This is a genomic window from Variovorax sp. CF313, assembly GCF_000282635.1.
Classification (GTDB): domain Bacteria; phylum Pseudomonadota; class Gammaproteobacteria; order Burkholderiales; family Burkholderiaceae_C; genus Variovorax.
Genome location: NZ_AKIW01000025.1, coordinates 1 through 22,156, shown reverse-complemented (window position 1 = coordinate 22,156; position 22,156 = coordinate 1). Strand labels below are relative to the sequence as shown.

The 22,156-nt window shown below is 66.4% G+C and carries 22 protein-coding genes; 7 read left to right on the top strand and 15 right to left on the bottom strand.

Features of this window, described 5'->3' with window-relative positions; all coding sequences use genetic code 11:
• Positions 1–105 precede the first annotated feature (105 nt).
• On the bottom strand, positions 106–1,455 hold the full coding sequence (locus tag PMI12_RS08310; RefSeq protein ID WP_007831002.1) for a sensor histidine kinase: 1,350 nt from the start codon (positions 1,453–1,455) through the stop codon (positions 106–108).
• Between the two features lies 1 nt (position 1,456).
• Positions 1,457–2,143 carry a response regulator transcription factor gene (locus PMI12_RS08305; protein WP_007831000.1) on the bottom strand — a complete coding sequence of 229 codons (687 nt, stop codon included), beginning with the start codon at positions 2,141–2,143 and terminating at the stop codon, positions 1,457–1,459.
• 327 nt (positions 2,144–2,470) lie between these two features.
• Here PMI12_RS08305 and phnD point away from each other — a divergent pair, with 327 nt between their 5' ends.
• Positions 2,471–3,481 carry a phosphate/phosphite/phosphonate ABC transporter substrate-binding protein gene (gene phnD, locus PMI12_RS08300; RefSeq protein WP_007830998.1) on the top strand — a complete coding sequence of 337 codons (1,011 nt, stop codon included), beginning with the start codon at positions 2,471–2,473 and terminating at the stop codon, positions 3,479–3,481.
• Between the two features lie 681 nt (positions 3,482–4,162).
• Here phnD and PMI12_RS08295 read toward each other — a convergent pair.
• Positions 4,163–5,068 carry a LysR family transcriptional regulator gene (locus tag PMI12_RS08295; protein ID WP_007830996.1) on the bottom strand — a complete coding sequence of 302 codons (906 nt, stop codon included), beginning with the start codon at positions 5,066–5,068 and terminating at the stop codon, positions 4,163–4,165.
• 131 nt (positions 5,069–5,199) lie between these two features.
• Here PMI12_RS08295 and PMI12_RS08290 point away from each other — a divergent pair, with 131 nt between their 5' ends.
• The 5 genes from PMI12_RS08290 (at position 5,200) to PMI12_RS08275 (ending at position 9,491) form a co-directional block, all read left to right on the top strand.
• The gene (locus PMI12_RS08290) at positions 5,200–6,768 is read left to right on the top strand and encodes an MFS transporter (protein ID WP_007830994.1); all 1,569 of its coding nucleotides are present in this window, start codon (positions 5,200–5,202) and stop codon (positions 6,766–6,768) included.
• 149 nt (positions 6,769–6,917) lie between these two features.
• Positions 6,918–7,238 carry a hypothetical protein gene (locus PMI12_RS08285; protein WP_007830992.1) on the top strand — a complete coding sequence of 107 codons (321 nt, stop codon included), beginning with the start codon at positions 6,918–6,920 and terminating at the stop codon, positions 7,236–7,238.
• An 84-nt stretch (positions 7,239–7,322) separates the two neighbouring features.
• On the top strand, positions 7,323–7,955 hold the full coding sequence (locus PMI12_RS08280) for a hypothetical protein (RefSeq protein ID WP_007830991.1): 633 nt from the start codon (positions 7,323–7,325) through the stop codon (positions 7,953–7,955).
• 329 nt (positions 7,956–8,284) lie between these two features.
• Complete coding sequence (locus PMI12_RS28665) at positions 8,285–8,581, top strand: hypothetical protein (RefSeq protein WP_157632158.1); 297 nt, start codon at positions 8,285–8,287, stop codon at positions 8,579–8,581.
• Positions 8,582–8,975: 394 nt separating this feature from the next.
• Complete coding sequence (locus PMI12_RS08275; protein WP_007830990.1) at positions 8,976–9,491, top strand: ureidoglycolate lyase; 516 nt, start codon at positions 8,976–8,978, stop codon at positions 9,489–9,491.
• A 10-nt stretch (positions 9,492–9,501) separates the two neighbouring features.
• On the opposite strand, the gene PMI12_RS08270 is transcribed toward PMI12_RS08275, so the two are convergent.
• The 7 genes from PMI12_RS08270 to PMI12_RS08240 all read right to left on the bottom strand — a co-directional run bounded on the left by PMI12_RS08270 (position 9,502) and on the right by PMI12_RS08240 (position 16,915).
• Positions 9,502–10,680, bottom strand: a complete 1,179-nt coding sequence (locus tag PMI12_RS08270) for an amidase (protein WP_007830989.1) — start codon at positions 10,678–10,680, stop codon at positions 9,502–9,504.
• 31 nt (positions 10,681–10,711) lie between these two features.
• Positions 10,712–11,722 carry an ABC transporter ATP-binding protein gene (locus tag PMI12_RS08265; protein WP_007830988.1) on the bottom strand — a complete coding sequence of 337 codons (1,011 nt, stop codon included), beginning with the start codon at positions 11,720–11,722 and terminating at the stop codon, positions 10,712–10,714.
• Positions 11,719–12,759, bottom strand: coding sequence for an ABC transporter ATP-binding protein (locus PMI12_RS08260; protein ID WP_007830987.1), 1,041 nt, complete (start codon positions 12,757–12,759; stop codon positions 11,719–11,721). Before PMI12_RS08260 ends, PMI12_RS08265 begins: the two co-directional genes overlap by 4 nt.
• 4 nt (positions 12,760–12,763) lie before the next feature.
• Complete coding sequence (locus PMI12_RS08255; protein ID WP_007830986.1) at positions 12,764–13,663, bottom strand: ABC transporter permease; 900 nt, start codon at positions 13,661–13,663, stop codon at positions 12,764–12,766.
• Between the two features lie 19 nt (positions 13,664–13,682).
• The gene (locus PMI12_RS08250) at positions 13,683–14,636 is read right to left on the bottom strand and encodes an ABC transporter permease (protein WP_007830985.1); all 954 of its coding nucleotides are present in this window, start codon (positions 14,634–14,636) and stop codon (positions 13,683–13,685) included.
• A 26-nt stretch (positions 14,637–14,662) separates the two neighbouring features.
• Positions 14,663–16,324: an ABC transporter substrate-binding protein gene (locus PMI12_RS08245; protein WP_007830984.1), complete on the bottom strand. Its 1,662-nt coding sequence runs from the start codon at positions 16,322–16,324 to the stop codon at positions 14,663–14,665.
• A 234-nt stretch (positions 16,325–16,558) separates the two neighbouring features.
• The gene (locus tag PMI12_RS08240; RefSeq protein WP_042673053.1) at positions 16,559–16,915 is read right to left on the bottom strand and encodes a cupin domain-containing protein; all 357 of its coding nucleotides are present in this window, start codon (positions 16,913–16,915) and stop codon (positions 16,559–16,561) included.
• A 285-nt stretch (positions 16,916–17,200) separates the two neighbouring features.
• Between PMI12_RS08240 and PMI12_RS08235 the strand changes: the two genes are divergently transcribed.
• Positions 17,201–17,563 (top strand): hypothetical protein, encoded by a 363-nt coding sequence (locus PMI12_RS08235; protein WP_007830982.1) that lies wholly within the window; start codon positions 17,201–17,203, stop codon positions 17,561–17,563.
• 308 nt (positions 17,564–17,871) lie between these two features.
• Here the strand turns inward: PMI12_RS08235 and PMI12_RS08230 are convergent, their stop codons facing one another.
• From PMI12_RS08230 to ruvX, 5 genes are all read right to left on the bottom strand, one after another.
• Positions 17,872–18,618, bottom strand: a complete 747-nt coding sequence (locus PMI12_RS08230) for a lysophospholipid acyltransferase family protein (RefSeq protein WP_007830981.1) — start codon at positions 18,616–18,618, stop codon at positions 17,872–17,874.
• Between the two features lie 152 nt (positions 18,619–18,770).
• A complete protein-coding gene (locus PMI12_RS08225) occupies positions 18,771–20,054 on the bottom strand; it encodes a dihydroorotase (protein ID WP_007830979.1) in 1,284 nt (427 codons plus the stop codon).
• A gap of 139 nt (positions 20,055–20,193) precedes the next feature.
• Positions 20,194–21,156 carry an aspartate carbamoyltransferase catalytic subunit gene (locus tag PMI12_RS08220; protein WP_007830977.1) on the bottom strand — a complete coding sequence of 321 codons (963 nt, stop codon included), beginning with the start codon at positions 21,154–21,156 and terminating at the stop codon, positions 20,194–20,196.
• The gene (gene pyrR / locus PMI12_RS08215) at positions 21,156–21,653 is read right to left on the bottom strand and encodes a bifunctional pyr operon transcriptional regulator/uracil phosphoribosyltransferase PyrR (RefSeq protein WP_007830976.1); all 498 of its coding nucleotides are present in this window, start codon (positions 21,651–21,653) and stop codon (positions 21,156–21,158) included. Before pyrR ends, PMI12_RS08220 begins: the two co-directional genes overlap by 1 nt.
• On the bottom strand, positions 21,650–22,081 hold the full coding sequence (gene ruvX, locus PMI12_RS08210; RefSeq protein ID WP_042673047.1) for a Holliday junction resolvase RuvX: 432 nt from the start codon (positions 22,079–22,081) through the stop codon (positions 21,650–21,652). Before ruvX ends, pyrR begins: the two co-directional genes overlap by 4 nt.
• Positions 22,082–22,156: the final 75 nt, after the last annotated feature.

The window sequence follows — 22,156 nt, the reverse complement described above, 5'->3', positions numbered from 1 at the left end:
GAGAAATTTGTGAAAGCACTGCCCCCAGCCACGCGAAGGCTGTGAAAAGGCACGGATTGAAGGACGCGGCAAGCGCAGCGATGCGGCACGCCGCGCCGTCGGCGGTCAGGGCCCCTGGCTCCAGCGAACCACGGCGTCGACGCCGATGACGCGGCCGCCGTCGACGCGGTTGTGAATCTCCATGGTCGCGCCCATGGCTTCCGCGATCTGCCGACAGATGGACAGCCCCAGCCCAACACCGCCCTTGGTCGCCGAGAACGCCTGGAACAGCCTCGGGCGCAACGCATCGTCCAAGCCGGGCCCACCGTCCCACACCACCAGTTCGATCGTTGCGGCATAGGCGCGCATCAGGATGCCGAGCCGGCCGCCGTCGGGCGTGTGATGTATCGCGTTCGCAAGCAAGTTGCGAAGCAGCTCGCCGAGCATGAGCGGATCGCCGGTGGCGCCAAGCCCATCGTCGCCTTCGAGCGCGAAGTCCAGGCGCTTGGCCGCGACGAGCGGTGCGAGCTCCATTACCGCGTCCAGGGCCACGGCGTGCAGCAGCACGGTCTGCAGCCGGCCCGCACGCTTGATCTGCTCGAGCTTGCTCAGGCTGAGCAGCTGATTGGCCATGTCCGTCGCCCGATCCACCGTATGCAGCATCTGCGGCAGGATCTCGGAGGCCGGCACATCGCCCGCGATGGCCGACTGCAGCTGAGTCCGGAGCACCGACATGGGGGTGCGCAGCTGGTGCGACGCGTCGGCGAGGAAGCGGCGCTGCTCTTCCACCCATTCGCGCTGCCGCAGATGGAGTTCGTGCATACGCGCCATCGCCGGGCGCAGCTCGGACGGCCCGTCGTAGAGACCGACATCCAGTTGCGGCGCATCGAGGGCCTGGCGGGCACGCTCCAGCCATCGCGAGGTCATGGCCACACCCGAGATCACCACCAGGGACATGCCGACGGCTGCCACGCCGATCCATCCGAGCAGCTGCCCGGGGAGCTCGTCCCAGACCTCGAAGCGTGCACGCATCGGTTCGGCAAACTGGACGACCACCTTCCGGTCAGGAGCGTGGGCGTCCTTTCGCAGGGCCGCCACGGCCCGCACGGAGGTCCCGCTCCGCTGGCTCACATAGAAGCGGGGATCACCGGACTCCGGCAGGGTCGCCGTCCACGGAAATGCCTCGAGCATGCGGTCGCCCGCGATCAGGCTTCCGTCGATGGCACTGACCCGATAGAACGATGGCACCGGCGGCACCGGGCCCTGAACGCCTTGCACCTCGCCACCGCCTGCCGCGTCGATCCGCCCAAGCTTCGCGACGAGGCGGGCATCCTGCTCGCGCGCCAAGGTGATCAGGCCCGCCACCAGATGGACGAGCACGAGGCACGCGATCAGGAGCCATAGCCCCCCGAGGAGCCATAGAAGCAGGAAGTGCCGAAGCGACCCAGCGCGCGGCGGTTGAAGCGGCGACTTCATGTCAAGGGGATGGACGCTGCGCTGCCACCGACGCGTCGTCGCACAACAGATATCCGACTCCCCGCAGGTTCAGCACCTCGACATTCGCGCCGACCAGCTTCTTCCGGAGCCGGTGTACGACGACGTCGATGGCGTCCGCCTGCGCCGCGTCCGCGCCGAACACCGCGTCCCTCAGTACCTCCCTGGGGACGACGTGCTCGACGCGTGACATCAGCTTTTTCAGGAGATCGGCCTCGCGCTGCGAGAGATCGAGCGGACTCTGGTCCTTGTAGAAAACATTGGCTGACGCCTCGTAGCGCAGTCGTCCGCACCTGAACTCCCCGTCGCGCCCGAAGCGGCGGGTCAACGCGCCAACGCGCGCGATCAACTCCTCCAGGTCGAACGGCTTGGCCAGATAGTCATCGGCCCCTGCGTTGAGACCGGCGATCCGGTCCCCGACAGCGCCCCTGGCAGTCAGCACGAGCACCGGGGTCGCATTTCCGTCGCCGCGCAGACGGTGAAGGAGCTCGAGCCCGTCGAGCCCGGGAAGCGAGAGGTCGAGCACGATGATGTCGAAGCTCTTCTTGCGAGCCGCGGCCAAGGCCTCGACGCCGTCGCTGCAGCACAGCAGTTCGAAGCCGCGCGACGACAAGCTGCGGGAGAGCACCCCCGACAGGTCAAAGTCGTCTTCCACGAGCAAAAGCTTCATGGACGAATGGTGCCATCAAGGGCCTTGCCATGAACTGGGGCTTGCACCACGCACAGTCGAAAGACAGTCGAAAGAAAGACCGCCCGGCCTGAAGCCGATGCCGCCGGGCTCGCACTTGCGCCCCGGGCGACCGGCACGTTCATGGCCGCCGGCATCCATCTTCCGGACTCGAGTCTTTCAACATGCTTTCGCACAGTCACCGTGCTTTTCCTCTCGGCACCAGCGCATGACGACTCAATCATGGATTCGGGGCTGCGCATCTGGCTGCTCAGGTGTCCGCTCCCTTGCCCACCAACGACACATGCTGAAAAAGCATCAGGAGACACAGTGAAACGACGTCATTTTTTGATCGGGGCCGGCGCTGCCGGATGCACACCCGCCTGGGCGCAAGGCACGCCCCAGGCCGCAAAACCGCCCGGGCCTCAGCCCACCGCCCGGCTGGCCTTCGGACTCATCAGCCCCCGGGATCCCGAAGTCATGCTGAAGAACTGGAATCCGTTCCTCGATCGGATGGCGCTTGCAACGGGTACTTCGATAGACCGGCGCGTGTTCGGCGCCGCCGACGAGATCGTGAAGGAATTCGCAGCGGGGAGCATGGATGTAGCGTGGCTCGGAAATGCAGCCGCGCTGGACGTCGTGGAGATGGGGGTCGGCAGCGTATTCGCCACCATGGTGAACCAGGGCAAGGCTTCCTATCGCTCGATCCTCATCGTGCCGCAAGACAGCAAGCTGCGCGATCTCGAGGACCTGATCCGCTCGGCCCCGCAGCTGCGCTTCGGCGATGGCGACGAAAAGAGTGCTTCGGGACATCTCGTCCCGATGTACTTCGCTTTCGTCAAGAAGGGAGTGATCGACCCGGCGGGACTGTTCAGGGAAGTCCGGCGCGGAAGCCACGAGGCCAACCTGCTGGCCGTTGCCAAGGGGGAGGTCGATGTCGCGACCAACAACACTTCGGAGCTGGACAACCTTCGCTCCCGGCGCCCGGCCGACGCCGCGAAGATCCGCGTGCTGTGGGAGTCGCCTGACATTCCCGAATCCCCGATGGTCTGGCGCACCGAGCTGCCGCAGCAGCTGAAACAGAGGATCGCCTCATTCACCTACGGATTCGGTACCAAGGATCCGGAGGAGAAAAGGATCCTCTGGGACATCAACAAACTGACCGGCTGGCGCCAGTCCTCGAACCGGCAGCTCATCACCATCGCGAACCTGGAAATGTTCAAGGCGAGCCAGCAGATCATGCGCGACCCCGGGCTGAGCGAGAAGGAGCGGATGCAGAAGGCCGGCGCGGTCATGCAGCGCGGCTCGAGGATGGAGCAGCTGCTGCGATCTACGAGCTAAGAATGATCTGAACAAGTCCACAGTCCTGTCGCAGGACGTTGAAGAGACGAAGGTGGAGTGCACCATTTGCCGCAAGGTTGCTCTCGTGGTGAAAGTTGAAGTAGATCGACTGGCGGTTGGCCACAAGCGTGAAGCTGCTGAAATCCCAGTTTATCGCTGCATTGCCGTGGCATGTCGAGCAGGGACGCGCCGCCTTGCAGATCAACATTTGAGATCGAAGAATCTCTTGCGAATCTGATAGAGCCTTACTTCTGCCTCTGCTCGTGCCTTGAACGAAGTGCCCTTCAACTTCGAAGATGTAGTGCCTGAGCCTCGGGCCACCTATACCGTGCGTCTGGCGGACTATGGCCTGCGCCGGGACCAGGACCAGTTCTCATCAACAAGGAAGGCAATCAATGGCGGTGGCACCGTGCACGGTCAATGCGAACGCCTGGGTTCGGGCCGCAGACCGGTCGGCCGTGCTCCGCTGGTCCCTATGGCCACTTGCTGCTACAGCCGGCATTCGTTGTCCAGAAGCGAATGTCGATTGCCAGTCTGAAGCTGCCGTCGGCAAATGGCGGCCGCACATAGCCCTACGCCGCGTAGTCTGTGCTCGTAATACGGGCGCTCGCGCTCATCGAGGACCGCGTACGAGGCCTCCAGGTTCGCGTGGTCCGGTTTCAGCCAGGCGTCGAGGCGGCGTTACGCCACGCGCAGCGTGCGGCGTGGTCGCCGCGCGGGCTTGTCCTGGCGGGCCCACTCGGCCTGTTCGATCAGGCGGCCGAGCTCGACCACGGCCGGACTGCGCTCCTTCGCGTCGCCTTCGCCGTAGGCCAGCGTGAAGTCCAGCGTCGGCAGCGCGGGCAGGCCGTCGCGCTCGTCCAGCGCCACCATGCCCGGGCGCAGGTTGTCGCGGGTGAACGTGGCCACCGCGAGGCCGCTCAGCGCGACCGTGCGCAGGTCCTGCAGGCTGTGCGAGCTGAAGGCGCCGTGCCAGGGGATGCCGGCCTTGTTCAGCGCATCGATGCTGACCTGGCGGCACACGCAGGGCGTCGGCGAATAGGCCAGCGGCAGCGAGGCGCCGTCGGGGCGCTCGAAGCCCTCGGCAGCGGCCCATACCATCGGCAGACGCCGCAGCAGCGTGCCCTCGACCGCGCCCGAGACCGACACCACCACCGCCAGGTCGAGCTCGCGCTCGCGCACCATCGTGGCCAGGTCGAGCGTCAGACCCACGCTCACCTCCAGCCGGACGTTGGGGCAACTGCGCGAGAACTGGCGCAACAGCTGCGGCAGGCCCTCGCTCATGAAGCTCTCGGGCACGCCGAAGCGCACCGTGCCTTCGATGGGCGAGCAGCGGAAGTGCCGCGTCAGCGCGTCCTGCGCCTGAAGGATGCGCTCGGCATGGCGCAGGAAGTCCTCGCCGTCGGCGGTCAGGCTCAGGCGCCGCGTGGTGCGGTGGAACAGCGGGCGCCCGACCAGTTCTTCCAGCCGGCGGATCTGGTGGCTGACCGCCGATTGCGTCAGGTGCAACTGCTCGGCGGCACGGGTGAAGCCGTTGGCCTGGTGGACGGCGATGAATGCCTGCAGCAGGCCGGTGTCGAAGCTCATGGCGCTAGATTAATGAACCAGCTTCTTGAATGGAAGGAAATTTAATCATTTGCGTAATGAAATCAGGGTCTTGAGAATGCCTGGAACCTCCTGTTTCCACTGTCGACCTTCTTTCCTTTCACGACGCGCCGATGTCTTCTTCCACCCCTCGCCATCCCACCCTTGCGCTGGCCGCCATTTGCCTGGCGGCACTGTTGTTCGGCCTGGAGATCTCCAGCGTGCCGATCATCCTGCCGGTACTGGAAGCGCGGCTGCACGCCGACTTCCAGGACCTGCAATGGATCATGAACGCCTACACCATCGCCTGCACCACGGTGCTGATGGCCACCGGCACGCTGGCCGACCGCTACGGGCGGCGCCGCGTGTTCGCGCTCACCGTAATGGCCTTCGGCATCGCATCGCTGCTGTGCGGCCTGGCGCCCAGCACAGCGGTGCTGATCGCCAGCCGCTTCTTGCAGGGCATGGCCGGCGGCGCGATGTTCATCTGCTCCATTGCGATCCTGTCGCACCAGTTCCCCGACGGCAAGGCACGCGGCCGCGCCTTCGCGATCTGGGGCGTGGTAGCCGGCATCGGTCTGGGCTTCGGCCCGGTGATCGGCGGCGTCATCGTCGCGCTGGCCAGCTGGCACTGGGTCTTCCTGGTGCACGCGCCGCTGACGTTGCTGGGCCTGGCACTGATCATGGCCGGCGTGGCGGAGTCCAGCGACCCGCAGGCCCGCCAGCAGAAGCTGGACCTCGCCGGCATCGCCACGCTGACCGTCGCGGTGCTCGGGCTCACCTCCCTCATCACGCAGGGAGAGGGCCTGGGCTGGACCAGCACGGCCGCGCTGGGCTTGGCAGCGGCAACGGTGTTCAGCCTGATCGCGTTCGTCGCGGTCGAGCGATTGCATCCGCATCCGATGTTCGACTTCTCGGTGTTCAAGATCCGCGACTTCTCGGGCGCCATCCTCGGCTGCATCGGCATGAACTGCAGCTACTGGCCGTTCATGATCTACCTGCCGCTGTACTTCTCCGCCGGCCTGGGCTACGACACCACCACTGCCGGGCTGGCGCTCCTGTTCTACACGGTGCCCTTTCTTGTGATGCCGCCGATCGCGCAATGGCTGCTGCTGCGCTACCAGGCGCGCTTCGTGATCCCCGCCGGCCTGTTCCTGATCGGCCTGGGCTTCGCGCTGATGAAGCTGGGCAGCAGCCTCACGCACCTGGGCAACTGGACGGTGTTGCCCGGCGCGCTGATCGCCGGCATCGGTCTGGGCCTGACCACCACGCCCGCGACCAACATGACCACCGCCTCGGTGCCCGCCAACCGCGCCGGCATGGCCTCGGGCATGGACGTCAGCGCACGCCTCATCACCCTGGCCATCAACATCGCCGTGATGGGGCTGGTGCTCGTGGCGGGCATCCTGGCCGCGCTGCGCACGGCGCTGGGGCCGGCGCTCGATGCAGCGCGGCTGCGTGCGCTGGCCGAGCGGCTTGCCGGCGGGGACGTGGCGGGCGCGCAGCAGATGTTGGCGACGCTGGCTGCACCGGATGCCGCCGGCGCGATCCTCCAGGCCGCCGTGACCCATGGCTTCGGATGGGTCATGCTGTACGGCGGGCTCGGAGCTTCGTTGACCGCAGGGCTCAGCCTTGCGGTACTCGGTCGTCGGCGCGCCTCGCCCGCACAGGACGTGTTGCCCGGCGTGGCTCGCGGGCACTGAGGCTCCATCGAGCCCCGGGCGAGCATTTCGCTACCGCCTGCAGGCATCGGCAGAGCTGCCGCGGAGCGCAGCGAGCACCGGACATCGACTTCGATTTGACGGGCTCGCCTCGGTCGATTGCACAATTGCTGCTCACAGGAGCGAACCGAATGCCAGCCCTTCACCTCGTCGAACGCCTCGGAAACACCCACAAAGTCAAAGACGCCGCCAACCCGTACGAATACGACTGCGGCTATTGGGTCGTCTCAGTGCCGACCGCCGAACGGCTCGTGGCCGAGGGCGGAGACCTTTACCTTCATGACGGCCAGAACGAGCCGCCCCGATTCGGCGGAAAGATCGTTGGCTTTCGCGTACACCAAGGCGGCCCTGAGAACGGGCGCCTTGTCTTCCGCATCCAGGCGACGCCGGAACACAGGGGCGTAAAGACGGGGCGCGAAGGTTGGGGAAACGAGAAAAAGATTGTTTGGTAAAGCTCCCATGCAAGCCGTTGAAGGTGCTGGCGTCGCGGGCGGCTGAACTGCTGCATTGCGATAGGAATAAAAGGAGCAAGAGTGATGACAGCCAAGGATTTGCCTGGACAGAGAGTAATCCTGCGCGGCAGCAAGGCATTCAGGAAGAACCTTCCTCGCGAAGCCATGTACAAAACTGCTACCTTCTTGGTGAATCACCACTGGGGAAACGCGCGGGAGGTGGCAGACGGAATGGGTGTTCTCCTTCTCACCTGGAACCAAGCCTTCTATCGGTATGGGCAGTTTGACTTCTTTAAGCTTGAGCGATGCATAGAGAAGAATATGTCCTATCTGGAGAGCCTCCGTACGCGGAACATCTTGGAATTCGGCGAAGCTGACGAGTCTCTCGTTCGAAGGCTCTTCAAAGGTTTTTCTGCTGCGCTGGCGATTCGGAGCGGATCTAAAAAGGGAACGCAGAGTCCCGTTGCCACTGCTAAAGCGCTGCATCTTCTGGCCCCAAGTTTCTTGCCTCTTTGGGACGACAAGATCGCACGCGGCTACGGCTGTCACTACGCAAAAGACCCTGTCGGAAAGTATCTCGATTTCCTGTGGATGACGAAAGCCATTGCAACTGGTTTGTCGAAAAATTTGCAGAATGGCGCTGACGGATCTAGCGCGATTAAGGTCATCGACGAGTACAACTTTGCACGTTTCACAAGAGGCTGGGTTGATGCCTAACAGGTTCTTCGAAACGGACATGCAGCGGTATTGCGCCGCGCTTGTCGACATGGGCTGCTTCCTACTGCTGCAACTGGCGGCTCTTGGCCCGGTAGCTGATACTTCAGCAGTCGCTCGAGCGCGAAGCGGACTTCTGCTAGTCAATCACGATTCATCCCAACGCACCGAGCAGGATGCGCCGAATCTGCAGAGGTCGACTAAGTCATTGAGCGCGATTCGACAACGGCCCTTTTGAGCCGTCAGGGACGGCGGCACGATTGCGGGAATGCATGCCTCGGATGCGAGCGCCAGATGCCCGCTGTTGAGCCACATAAGGAGTGGCTTACAGCATGAGCGCCCCCGATATGTACGTGCGCCCGCCTTCGGATGCCGCGTCGCGTAACACCATGCTATGGCGATCTTGCATTCCATTCCTCTATGAAGCGAGAGGCACGCGACTTCATGCATTCGATCGCGGCTTCACGGGTCGGCTGCTGGGTAACCAACAGCACGCAGCACCGCGTGATTTCGTGCCGCAGTTCGGCCCGCGCGGTGTAGGCGCCATCAAGAGAAATCTCGAGCTCTACCGAGCAGCTCCAGCCTTCAGGCAGATCGGAATCCATCAAGACAGCGGGCATGGTCTCTGAAGCATGAGTGGATCGAAGCGTTGCAGTCCGTGAGCGAAAGCTCCTGGTGGCAGACTGTGCGATTTCATGCGCTTCTCCAGTGTGTCGACGAACCGGCACCGCTTTCTACCGTCTGAGCACAGAGCGTTTGGCCGTCAAGTCACTGTAGAAGTTGCACCGCATGCGCACATGAGCGGTTCGCCCCTTCTCCACCGAGACAAACGCCCCGCCGCTCCTGCGACCGCTCATGACAAAGCGCCTGCCGCCGGGCATCGTAGGAAAGTCCCTCTCAGCCGGAGTCGCTTTTTGAGGATACCGGTCGCCTCGCCAAATGCCATGTTCGGCTCAGTCGGCAGCGTGCCGGTCACACCCGGCACATGACCCGCGTGGGCCACATTTCTGCTGCAATCGAGACATGAACAATGACCTCCCAACAGGCGCCGTGGCACTCGTGGCGAAGCCGTTGACTTCCCAAGCCTTCACGCCGTATGGCATCGCGATCGAGGCGCCCGCCGTCGAAGGCCGGCCCATCAACGGCGGCAATGCGCGGCGCTTCGACCTGCTCGACGACCTGCGGCTCGACGCCGAAGGCGGCCGGCCGATGCTGGCGCTGTTCCGCGCGCAGGCGCGGCGCTTTCCGCACGAGGTATCGGAGATGGAGCGCCATGCGCTCGGCAGCCAGACCTTCGTGCCGCTGGGCGACAGGCGCTTCGTGATCGTGGTCGCCCGCGCGGGCGAGGCGCCCACGTCAGCGAAGCAACTCGCGGCCTTCGTCACCGACGGGCGCCAGGGCGTGGTGCTTGCGCCCGGCACCTGGCATCACGCGCTGCTGGCGGTGGATGCGGGCGACTTCGTGGTGATCGAACGCGCGGGGGGCGGCGTCGATTGCGACATCTGCCTTCTTCGGCAGAGCGGCAGCGTGCGGCTCTGAAGCCCCGGCTTCAGCCCACGATTCGCTGTGCCAGCGCAACCAGCGACCGGTCCGACCCGGCCGGCCCGAGCAGCGAAATACCCAGCGGCGCACCCTCGCGCGTGGCCAGCGGAATCGACAGCTGCGGAAAGCCCGCCAGGCCCGCAATGCACAGCATGCGGATCGCGCGGTTGCGGTAGTCCTCCATCGAAGCCTCGCTGTCGCTGCGCAGCGGCGCGATGTCTGGCATGGTCGGCAGGAGCAGCACGCCGTCGGTGCCGAGCAGGTGGGTCAGGTGCGCGCGAAAGGCCGTGCGGAAAATGCGCGCGGTCGTCACCTGCGCATCGGTCACTTCGCGCGACCAGGCAAAGCGCTCGGCCACGCCCGGTCCGAGCGGCGGCGCGTAGCGCTCGATCAACGGTCCGTCGGTGAGCCAGGCCTCGCGCGACTGCAGGTAGCGGAAGTGCCAGTACATCGCGTCGAAGGATTCCAGCGCCACCGTCGTGCCCTGCGCGGGGCCGAGCAGGTCCTGCACGCGGCCGGCCGCGCCCTGGAGCGCATCGGCCGCGGCGGGCACGGCCAGCGCCCAGACGTCATCGGGCCGCAGCAGCCGCACGCGCTCGGGCAAGGTGGCCGCGTCGGCACCCAGCAGCACATCGGCCACGCGCGCAAATGTGCCGACGTCGCGCGCAAACCAGCCACAGGTGTCGAAGCTCGGCGCCAGGTCGAGCGCGCCTTCGAGGCTCACGCGGCCGTGCGTCGGACGCAGGCCGTACAGGCCGCAGTGGTTGGCCGGCGCACGCACCGAGCCGCCGGTGTCGGTACCAAGCGCGAAGTCGCACAGATTCGACGACACCGCCGAGGCCGAGCCCGACGACGAGCCGCCCGCGATGCGCAGCGGCGCGCCGCCATTGACCGGTGCGCCGAAGTGCGCGTTGTTGCCGTTCATCGAGAACGCAAGTTCGTCGGTCACGGTCTTGCCGGCGAAGCGTGCGCCGGCATCGAGCAGTTTCTGCACCGTGGGCGCGGTGCGGGTCTTGATGCCCGACATCGCCAGCACGATGGGGTTGCCGCCGCCCGTGGGGTAACCGGCCACATCGAACAGGTCTTTTGCTGCAAAGCTCAGGTCGACGAGCGGACCGGTCGCAGCGCGCGGCACTGGCGCATCGGGGTACGGAACGAAGGCGTGGGCGGGGTCGTGCAGGGGCATGGCGATGGATGGGGCGTGTGGGGGTGGTCAGTCAGGCGACGAGCACCGGCGCGATGGCCGCCGCCGCATCGGTATGAATGCAGCGCACGCGATGACTGGGTGCAAGCTCGAGCACCGACGGCTGCGCCGCGCGGCAGGCATCGCTCGCGAGCGCACAGCGCTCGGCAAAGGCACAGCCGGGCGGCAACGCGGACAGGTCGGGCGGCGCGCCGCCGATGGTTTCCAGCCGCGTGCCGCGTGCCAGCGCACCATGCGCGCGGCTCTTGAGCAGTGCAATCGTGTACGGATGGCGCGGCGAGCGGATCAGCTCGCGCGCAGTGCCTTCCTCGACGATGCGGCCCGCATACATCACGGCGATGCGATCGGCCACCTCGACGGCGGCACCGATGTCGTGCGTGACGAAGATCACCGACAGCCCCAGGTAGCGTTGCAGCTCGCGCAGCAGCAGCAGGATCTGGATCTGCACCGTGGCGTCGAGCGCGGTGGTGGGCTCGTCGGCCAGCAGCAGCTGGGGCTTGCAGGCGAGTGCCAGCGCGATCATGGCGCGCTGGCGCATGCCGCCCGACATCTCGTGCGGATAGGCCTGCAGGCGCCGTTCGGGGCTCGGAATGCGCACGCGCTCGAACAGCGCCAGCGCGCGTTGTTGCGCCTCGGCCTGCGTGACCGATTCGTGCCGTCGGATCGACTCGACGATCTGCGCGCCCACCGAATACACCGGATCGAGCGCCAGCAGCGGCTCCTGGAAAATCATCGATGCGACCTTGCCGCGGAAGTCGGCCAGCTCGCGCTGCGACATCGCGAGCACGTCGCGCCCGGCCACCTGCACCGTGCCGCCCATGCGGGTGCGGCGCTCGGGGTGCAGTCGCAGCAGGGTGCGCATGGTCACGCTCTTGCCTGAGCCGGATTCACCGATCAGCGCGACGACCTCGCCGCGCTGCACTTCAAGGCTCACGCCGCTGACGGCGTGCACCGGCTTGCGACCTCCGCTGAAGGTGACGCTGAGGTCGCGCAGGCGGACCATCGGTTTATCGTTGTCGCTCATGCTGCTTTCCTCGGGGTTTCGATGGCCATCGGATGCCCGCTGCCCGCCTCGTGGATCAGGCAGCTCACCGCGTGCTGCGAGCCGGTGACGATGCGCTCGGGAACGACCTTGGCGCACACCGGCGCGGCCAGCGCACAGCGCGGATGAAAGCGGCAGCCCGAGGGCGGGTTGATGGGGTTCGGCGGATCGCCCGCGAGCGCTGCTTCTTCGGTGCGGTGGTCCGGGTCCATCGACGGCATGGAAGAAAGCAGCGCACGCGTGTAGGGGTGAGCGGGTGCGCCGTACAGCGCATCGGCCGGGCCGATCTCGGCCACCTGGCCGAGGTACATCACCATCACGCGGTCGCTCACGTAGCGCACCACGTTGAGGTCGTGGCTGATGAACACGTAGGTCAGCCCGAACTCGGCCTTCAGGTCGAGCAGCAGGTTGATGACCTGAGCCTCCACCGATTTGTCGAGCGCGGAGACGGCCTCGTCGAGAATCACCATGCGCGGCTGCAATGCGAGGGCCCGCGCGATATTTACGCGCTGCCGCTGGCCACCCGAGAGTTCATGCGGGTAGCGCTCGGCAAAGCGTTGCGGCGACAGGCCCACGCGGGCGAGCAGGTCGCGCGCACGTTCAACCGATTCGCGCCGCGACACTCCGTGCACCTGCGGCCCGAAGGCAATCGAATCTTCGATGGTGAGGCGCGGGTTGAGGGAGGCGTAGCTGTCCTGAAACACCATCTGTACCTGGCGGCGGAATTCTTTCAGCGGCAGGTCCCGGCTGCCGACTTCGCGGCCGTCGAACACGACTTCGCCGCGCGTCGGCTCGATCAGCTGCATCAGCAGTCGGGCGGTGGTCGACTTGCCGCAGCCCGACTCGCCGACCACGCCGAGCGTTTCGCCCTTGAGCACCTCGAAGTCCACGCCGTCGACCGCCCGCACGACGCCACCGCCGCGGCCGAGCGGGTCTTTCTTGAGCGGGAAGTGCTTGACCAGGTCCTTGATGGTGAGGAGCGGTTGGGCGGGGCCGCCGATATCCTTCAGTGCGTCCATGGCTTCACCCCTTGTTGTCCATCGCCGAGCGAAGCCCGTCGGACAGGATGTTGAAAGAGATCGAAGTGATGAAGATCATCGCGCCCGGCAACGCAGCGACCCATGGCTGCACGTAGATCGCAGTGCGCAGCGTGTTGAGCATCAGGCCCCATTCGGGTTCCGGCGGTTTCACGCCCAAACCCAGGAACGACAGGCCCGAGGCCAGGATCATCGACACCGCGATCAGGCTGGTGGCGTAGACGAAGATCGGCCCGAGCACATTGCCCAGCACATGCACCCGCACGATGATGAAGGGGCTGGCGCCCGAAGCGCGCGCCGCTTCCACGTAGTCGCGAGTGCGCACCTGCGTGGTGACGCTCTCGGCCACGCGCGCGATCTGCGGAATGAACACGATGGTCAGCGAGATCAACGAATTGACCACCCCCGCACCCAGCGTGCCCGACAGGGCGATGGCCAGCAGCACCGAGGGAAAGGCGTAGAACACGTCGATGGTGCGCATGATCAGCGTGTTGGTCAGCCCGCCCGCATAACCGGCGACGATGCCGATGATCGTGCCCAGCACGAAGGCGCACAGCACTGGCGTGATGCCGATGAACAGCGACAGCCGCGCGCCGACGATAAGGCGCGAGAGCATGTCGCGGCCCAGCTCGTCGCTGCCCAGCGGAAGGCCCTCGGTGCCTATGGGCTTGAGGCGCTTGAGCATCGACGACTGGTAGGGGTCGGCCGGCGCGAACCATGGGCCGAAGACAGCGAGCGCGATCAGCAGCAACACGACGATGGCCGCGCCGACGGCGACCGGGTCGCGCCGCAGACGCAGCCACACCGAGACCCAGTAGCCGCGAGAGCGCTGGGCCGGCAAGGGTTCGACGGCAACGGCGGAAGAGATGGGAAGCACGGTGGACATTGCTTGGCGGCTTTCTTCTTCAGGCGCGCGCGATGCGCGGATCGAGCAAGGTTTGCAGCACGTCGACCAGCAGGTTCAGCAGCACGAAGAACAGCGCCAGCACAAGGATCGTTCCCTGCAGCAGCGGCAGGTCGCGCTGGAAGATGGCCGAGTTGAGCAGGAAGCCGGTGCCCGGCCACGAGAACACGGTCTCGATGAGGATCGAGCCGCCGAGCAGATAGCCCAGCTGCAGGCCCATCACGGCCAGCGCCGTGGGCGCCGCGTTCTTCACCATGTGGCGGAACACGCCGAGGTGAGTGAGCCCCTTGGCGCGCAGGCCCACGATGAACTCCTGGTCGAGGATGTCGGCCACCAGCGCGCGCACCGTGCGCGCGATGATGCCCATGGGAATCACCGACATCGTGAGCGCCGGCAGCAGCAGGAACTGCAGGTGCGCCCAGTCCCACGCCCAGTCGTCCGAGCCGCTGGGGCCCGCGCCGGTGGCCGGCAGCCACATGAGCTGCGACGAGAACACGATCACCATCACCATGCCCAGCCAGTAGTGCGGCACGCTCACGCCCAATACCGAGAACACCGAGGCCAGCCGGTCGACCCACGAGCCGCGAAAGTAGCCCGCTACGAAGCCGAAGAGGCAACCCAGCACGAACCCGATGAAGGTGGCCACCACCGCCAGCCGCAGCGTGTTGCCCACGGCGGTGAACACCTCGCCGGCCACCGCGCGATTGCTCGCGATGGACACGCCCAGGTCGCCGTGCATCGCGCGCCACAGCCACATCGCGAACTGCTCGGGCAGCGAACGGTTGAAGCCGTACAGCTCGCGCAGTTGCGCCTGCAGTTCGGCGGACGCATCGGGCGGCAGGATCGACACCAGCGGATCGCCGGGCGCGATGTGCACGAGCAGGAAGCACACGAGGGCCACGCCGATCATGATCGGCACGGCGTAGATCACGCGGCGCAGGAGGTAGGCGAACATGGCTCGTGGCTGGCTGCGGGAGGGGGTCAGTCCATCGTCATGGTGGCGATGTCGATGAACCAGCTTTTCGGTTGCACCACGTTCTTGATCTTGGACGAGAGTGCGCGCGGCCCCACGTCGTGGGCGATCCACACGAACGGCGCGTCGTCCACGATGTGCGTGTGCAGCTTTGCGAGCGCGGCGTCGCGCACCTTGTCGTCGAAGCTGGTGCGCGCGTCGGCCACCAGCTTGTCGACCTCGGGGCTGCCGTAGTAGCCCCAGTTGTTCGACACCGGTGGGAAGGCCTTGGTGCTCACGAAGCGCACCATCGCGAAGAACGGGTCCATCGCTGCGAAGCTGATGTTGACCGCGTTGGCGCCATTGGCCGAGGGGTCCTTCGCGCCCTTGCGCCAGTTGGTGAAGAGCGTGTTCCATTCGATCACGTCGAACTGCACGTCGAAGTAGCACTGCTTGAGCGACTGCTGCGCGAACTCGTTCATCGGCAGCGGCTGCATCTGGCCCGAGCCCGAGGCCGATATCTGCACCTTCACCTTGATCGGTTTGGCCGCGGAGTAGCCGGCCTGCGTCATGAGGGCCTGCGCGGCCTTCACGTCGTAGCGGATGTCGAAGCTGGGCTTGCCGAACCACGGGTGGCCCGGCGGCACCGTGCCTTTAGGCTCGGCCATCATGCCGCCCAGCAGCTGCTTCATGCCGCCGCGGTCGATGCACAGGTTGGCCGCCTGGCGCACGCGCTTGTCGAGCCAGGGCGAGCCTTCGGCGAACGAGAGTTGCCATGGCCATACGTGCGGCTGCGCGTTCGAATAGATCTTGAAGCCGCGTTGCGTGATCTGCGCCATGGCGTCGGGCGCGGGCGCCTCGATCCAGTCGACCTGACCGCCCAGCAGCGCGGCGGTGCGCGCATTGGCTTCGGGCATCGGCAGCATCACGACCTTGTCGATCTTCGGCACGCGCCTGGCGTCCCAGTAGCCCTTGTTGGCGGCCAGCTCCAGCCGCTCGCGCGCCACGAAGCGCGTGACCTTGAACGGACCCGAGCCGGCGGGGTCGGCGGCGAAGGCGGTCCAGGCGGCCTTGGCCTTGTCGGCAGGCGTGGAACCTGCGGCGACATCGAACTTCTTCTGCCATTGCGCGGGCGAGGCCATGAACAGGTTCGTGAGGTTGATCGGCAGGAAGGCGTCGGGCTCGCTGGTGGTGAGCTCGACCGTCGTGTCGTCGATCTTGCGCGCCGACTTGAGCGTGGGCATGCGCGAAGCCGTCACGCCGACCTGGCTGGGGTCGAACTGCGGGGCGTCCTTGTCGAGAACCTTCTGCACGTTCCACACCACCGCGTCGGCGGAGAAGGCCGAACCGTCATGGAACTTGACGCCGGGGCGCAGCTTGAAGACCCACTTGGTCTTGTCCTTGGCGTCCACTGCCCACGAGGTGGCGAGGCCGGGAACCAGCACGCTCGGTGTGTCGGCCTTCGACAGATCCCACTGCGTGAGCGAATCGTAGATCGGAATGCCGGTGAAGCGGTTGCCCTCGAAGCCCTGGTCGGGCTGGCCCAGCGTGCGCGGAATGTCGGCTGCCGTCATGGCGATGCGCATCGTCTTTTCCTGTGCCATCGCATGGGGGGCGGCCAGGGCCAGGGTCGCGATTGCCGCGCAGGCGGCCAGGGGCTTCAGGAACAGGGCGGGGGCAGCACGCTTCACATGGAACTCCGTTGGGTGGAATGGCGAAAAGGACGAAAGGAAACGCTCAAGCACGACATGTGCCAACAAGCGATCAGTCCCTGGATCCATGTCCACGACCAGCGCAGGCGCGCGAGGTGCCAGGTCAGGCCGGTGGTGAGTGCGCCGCGCTGCACGATCTCGTCGAATGCCGGCGCGCCGATGTCATGTCATGCACCGGCCACGGCGCGATCCACACGCTCGGCTCTCTCCCCCTCAAGCCATGACCCACACCTTGCGCACCGTTTCGATGGTGCGCCAGGTGCCGACGTAGCCAGGCTTCATGATGAAGCAGTCGCCGGCTCCGTAAGTCACCGGGCTCTGACCTGCCTCGGTGATCTCGACCAGGCCGGACAGGATCAGGCAGAACTCCCAGGTCTCACCCTTGATGGAATGGTTCACACCGGGTGTCGACTCCCACACGCCAGCGCGCACCTTGCCGTCCTTGGCGCTGTCGACGTCCCAGTTGCGGCACACGATGTCGCCTTCGATGACGCGTTCGGCCGGCGGCCGGTATTCGCGCGGTTCGCCGAGCTGGTCGAGGTTGAAGTTGACGAGCAGATTGTTTGACATGAAAGGTCTGGTGAAGTTGAACACGGGATCTTTCATGCTAGGGTCGTGCGCTTCCGCGTGGGTGCCGAAGTCGATGCCGGAATCGGTGGCAAATGCGCGATTGGCGGCCCGCCGCAGCGCGATCTGCCTGCACGCAGCGGCTAGGGGCTGACGGCCGCCGCACCGATCGCGACCGGGCTCGTCACATCTGGGAACGTTCTTCACAGCAGCGAAGTGCGCGATTGCGGGGACCGGCGCGTTGGACACCCATGAGGGCTTATTTTTTCCGCCTTCCAGGAGTCCCCAATGACTTTTCGCAGAACTGTTCTCAAGCTCGCCGCTGTCGGCGTCGTCGCCGCAGGCACCTTGGGCATGGCCGCATCGGCCAATGCAGAAACGAGCTGGTCCATCGGCATCGGCGTGCCGGGCGTGGTCGTCAGCGAGCCGCCGCCGGTCTACTACGAGCCGGCGCCCGTCTATACGCCGCCGCCCACCTATTACCAGCCCCCGCCGCCGGTGCGCTACCAGCAGCCCGCGTACTCGGTTCCGCCTCCGGTCTACTACGAGCCCGACTCGCGCTGGGAAGAACGCCGCGCCGAGCGCCGTGAATGGCGTCGCCGGCAATGGGAGCGCGAACAGCACCGCCGCTATTACGAGGAACGCTACTGATCCGACCGGGTTGCTCCTCGTGTAGGCACCCGCCCACGCGCATGGTTTGCTTTCTCCCGCACCGGTGAGGCTGCGCCGCGGCCAGTCTGCAGGCCTGCCTGTTTCAAGGAGACCTGATCGTGAAAAGCATCATCCTCTGGCTGTGCGGCGTACCCCTGATCGTGATCATCGGCCTGAAGATCTTCGGGATTCTTTGACGAAACAAGAAGAAAAGCGAAGTCGAAGAAGAAACGGATCGGTTCCTCCTCACGGCGCATCCGTGCGCCGTTAAGCGCCTCCCTCGTGGGGCGCTTTTTTTGTCTCTCTCGTCAGTGCGTCTCGCGGCGCAGCTGCTGCACGTCTTCATGCAGCGACTGGGCCCAGGCGCGGCGCTCGCGGCCGTGCGGATGCTGCGGTTCGCCGAAGCGCACGATGGCCAGCAGCGGCGGCGCACGCAGCGTGTTCCATAGCGACGCGGCGAGGCTGTCGTCGTCGATGTAGCGCGGGGCCTGGCTGGTTTCGCCGGTGGCCGCATCGGCAAAACGCAGTGCAGCGGGCAGCACGGGTGCGCCCGAGGAAATGGCCGCCTGCAGCAGGTTGGCATGGAACGGCAGCAGGCCGCGGCCGTCGCTGGTCGTGCCTTCGGGGAACACGCCGATCAGGTCGCCGTTGCACAGCGCCTCGGTCATGTGGTGCACCACGCGCAGCGCGTCGCGGCGGCGTTCGCGCTCGATGTAGAGCGTGCCGGAGCCATTCGACAGCGTGCCGATCAGCGGCCAGTTCTTGACGTCCGACTTCGACACGAAGCGCACATGGCGTGCCGCGTGGATGCAGGTGATGTCGAGCCAGGAGAGGTGGTTGCAGATCAGCAGGACCGGACCTTCGGGCGGCGGCGTGCCCTGCACCTTGAGCGTGATGCCCATGATCTCGAGCATGCGCTTCGACCATGCCTGCACGCGTGCATTGCGCTCGGGCTGCGAGAGGCCGGGGAAGGTGAAACGGATCGTCCACCAGCCGGCCAGCGCATGCGCGATCGCATGCAGGAGGCGCCAGCAGGCTTTCAGCGAATGAAACATCAGACGTGCGCCCTCTCAGCTACTTGCTTCAATGTCAATGCATGGTCGCGGAACACCGCGGAACCGGCTCTGCCGGGCCGCTGGTGTTGCCCCCTGCAAGGGGGTTGGCGTAGCGACACGAAGTGCGCGAAGACTGGGGGCGAGCTTCATTTCTAGCCGTGGACGACGCGGCCTGCCACCAGTGTGTGGCGCACGCGGCCCTGCATGGGGTAGCTGGCGAACGGCGTGTGCTTGCCCTGGCTCTTGAGCGCATCGGGCTGCACCTGCCATTCGAGCGCCGGGTCGAACACGCACAGGTCGGCCACGCCGCCTTCGACGAGGCGGCCGATGCCGGTGCCCGCGTCGGCGGACGCCAGCAGGTGCGCCGGCGCCGAGGTGATGACCTCGATGGCGCGCGCCATGCCCGCGCCGCTGCGCTCGCCCCACTGCAGCGCGAGCGGCAGCAGCAGTTCGAGGCCCGTCGCGCCCGGTTCGCTCTCGGCGAAGGGCAGCGTCTTGGCGTCGGCCTCGACTGGCGTGTGGTCGGACACCAGCGCGTCGATGGTGCCGTCGGCCAGCGCGGCCGAGAGCGCGTCGCGGTCGCCCTGCTGGCGCAGCGGCGGGTTCAGGCGGGCGCGGCTGTCGAAGTAGCCGATGTCGGTGTCGGCCAGGTGCAGCGAGTTGATGCTGACGTCGCAGGTCAGCGGCAGGCCCTGCGCCTTGGCCTCGCGCACCAGTGCCACGCCGCGCGCGCTGGAGATGCGGCACAGGTGCACGCGCGCGCCGGTGGCCTTCATCAGCTCGACGATGGTGAAGATGGCGATCGTCTCGGCCGACACGGGCACGCCCGCGAGGCCGAGCCGCGTGGCGAGCGGGCCGCTGGCCGCGACGCCCTTGCCGAGGTCGCGGTCCTGCGGACGCAGCCACACGGTGTAGCCGAAGGTGCTGGCGTACGACAGCGCGCGCTGCAACACCTGCGTGTCGGCCAGCGGCACGTCGGCCTGGCTGAAGCCGATGCAGCCGGCTTCGGTGAGTTCGGCCATCTCGGTCAGCACGCCGCCGGCCAGGCCGCGCGTGAGCGCACCGAGCGGGAACAGGCGTGCGCGCTGCAGCTTCTCGGCGCGGAACTTGAGCATCTCGACAAGGCCGGGCTCGTCGAGCACCGGGTCGGTGTCGGGCGGACACACGAGGCTGGTGACGCCGCCGGCGATGGCCGCGGCCATTTCGCTTTCGAGCATGCCTTCGTGTTCGTAGCCGGGCTCGCGCAGGCGCGCGGCGAGATCGACGAGGCCGGGGGCGACGATGCAGCCCGTGGCATCGAGGGTGCGCTCGGCCTTGAAGCCCGCGGGGATGTTGCCGATGCCGGCAATGCGGCCATCACTGATGACGACGTCGGCCTTCTTGTCGACGCCGGAGGCGGGATCGATCACGCGCCCGTTGGAAATAAGAATGTTCATGCGTCTGTTCTTCCGGTGGCAGTCGGGGCCTTTTCGGGAAACACCGTGGAACCGGCTCCGCCGGGCCACCGGTGTTGCCCCCGGCAGGGGGTTGGCGAAGCGACACGAAGTGCGCGAAGACGGGGGGCGAGCAACATCTTTATGCTTCGTTGCCTGCGACGATGCTCATGACGGCCATCCGGACGGCAATGCCGAAGGTGACCTGCGGCAGGATCACGCTTTGCTTGCCGTCGACCACGGCGGAGTCGATTTCCACGCCGCGGTTGATGGGGCCGGGGTGCATCACGATGGCGTCGGGCTTGGCCAGCTGCAGCTTCTCGGGCGTGAGGCCGAAGGTCTTGAAGAACTCCTGCGACGACGGCAGCAGCGCGCCGCTCATGCGCTCGTTCTGCAGGCGCAGCATGATGACGACGTCGCAGTCCTTGATGCCCTCTTCGAGCGTGTGGCACACGCGCACGCCCATGCCGGCCATGTCGCTCGGCACCAGCGTCTTGGGGCCGACCACGCGCACTTCGGCGCAGCCGAGCGTGGTGAGCGCATGGATGTCGGAGCGCGCCACGCGCGAGTGCAGCACGTCGCCGACGATCGCGACCGTGAGGTTCGCAAAGTCCTTCTTGTAGTGGCGGATCGTGTACATGTCGAGCAGCCCCTGCGTCGGGTGCGCATGGCGGCCGTCGCCAGCATTCACCACGTGTACGTGCGGCGCGACGTGCTGAGCGATCAGGTACGGCGCACCCGACTCGCTGTGGCGCACCACGAACAGGTCGGCGGCCATGGCGCTGAGGTTGGCGATCGTGTCGAGCAGCGACTCGCCCTTGGTGGCCGAAGAGCGCGCGATGTCGAGGTTGATGACGTCCGCGGAGAGGCGCTTGGCCGCGATCTCGAAGGTGGTGCGGGTGCGGGTGCTGTTCTCGAAGAAGAGGTTGAACACGCTCTTGCCGCGCAGCAGCGGCACCTTCTTCACCTCGCGGTCGCTCACGCTGGTGAAGTTGGCGGCCGTGTCGAGGATGTGCGTGACGATGTCCTTGGGCAGGCCCTCGATCGACAGCAGGTGGATCAGCTCGCCGTTCTTGTTGAGCTGGGGGTTTCGCTTGTAGAGCATCAGCGGTTTTCCTCCACCTTGAGGCTGAAGGCGCCATCTTCGGCGCGGGCGAGGGCAAGCAGTTGCGTGTTCGGCAAGGTGAGCGTGGTGGCGGCGAAGTCGGCAGCCACCGGCAGCTCGCGCCCGCCGCGGTCGACCAGTACGGCGAGCCGCACGCTGGCTGGACGGCCGAAGTCGAACAGCTCGTTGAGCACGGCGCGGATGGTGCGGCCGGTGTAGAGCACGTCGTCGAGCAGCAGTACGTCGGCGCCATTCGCGTCGAAGGGCAGCGAGGTCTGCGCGCTGGCCGAGAGCCCGCGGCGCGCGAAGTCGTCGCGGTGCATGGCCGACGAGATGATGCCGGGCGCGCCGCTCAGGCCCAGGTCCTTCTGCAGCCGCTCGACCAGCCAGGCGCCGCCGGAAGTGACGCCCACCAGCTTCGTTTCGGGGCGCATCAGCGGCTTCACGCCGGCGAGCAGCTTCGTGTAGAGCGCTTCGGCGTCGGGGATTGAACTCACGGGAGACTCCTCAAGAATTGCTCCAGGATGATGCAGGCGGAAGCCGCATCGGCATCGCGTGCGCCCGAGGCCAGCGCCTCGGTGGTGCTGTAACGCTCGTCGACCTCGAACACCTGAAGATTGAAACGCCCGCGCAGCTGGCGCGCGAACTTCTGCGCGCGGCGGGTGTTCTCGTGCGAGGCGCCATCGGGGTGGTAGGGCACGCCGACCACCAGCGCGTCGGGCTGCCATTCCTTGATGCGCGCCTCGACCTGCGCGAAGCGGGCATCGGCGCCCTCGGCCTTGATGGTGGCCTGCGGGCTGGCGGTGCGCAGCAGCCGGTTGCCGCTGGCCACGCCGGTGCGCTTGGCGCCGAAGTCGAAGCCCAGGAAGCTCTGGAAATTGGCGGGGACAACGGCAGGTGCTGGGGGCCGAGCGTTGTCAGACATCGCCGGTCCGCTCACAGGGGGCCGCCGCGCACGGCCGCCCGAAGCGGCCGGCACGCCCCCGGTAGGGGGTTGGCG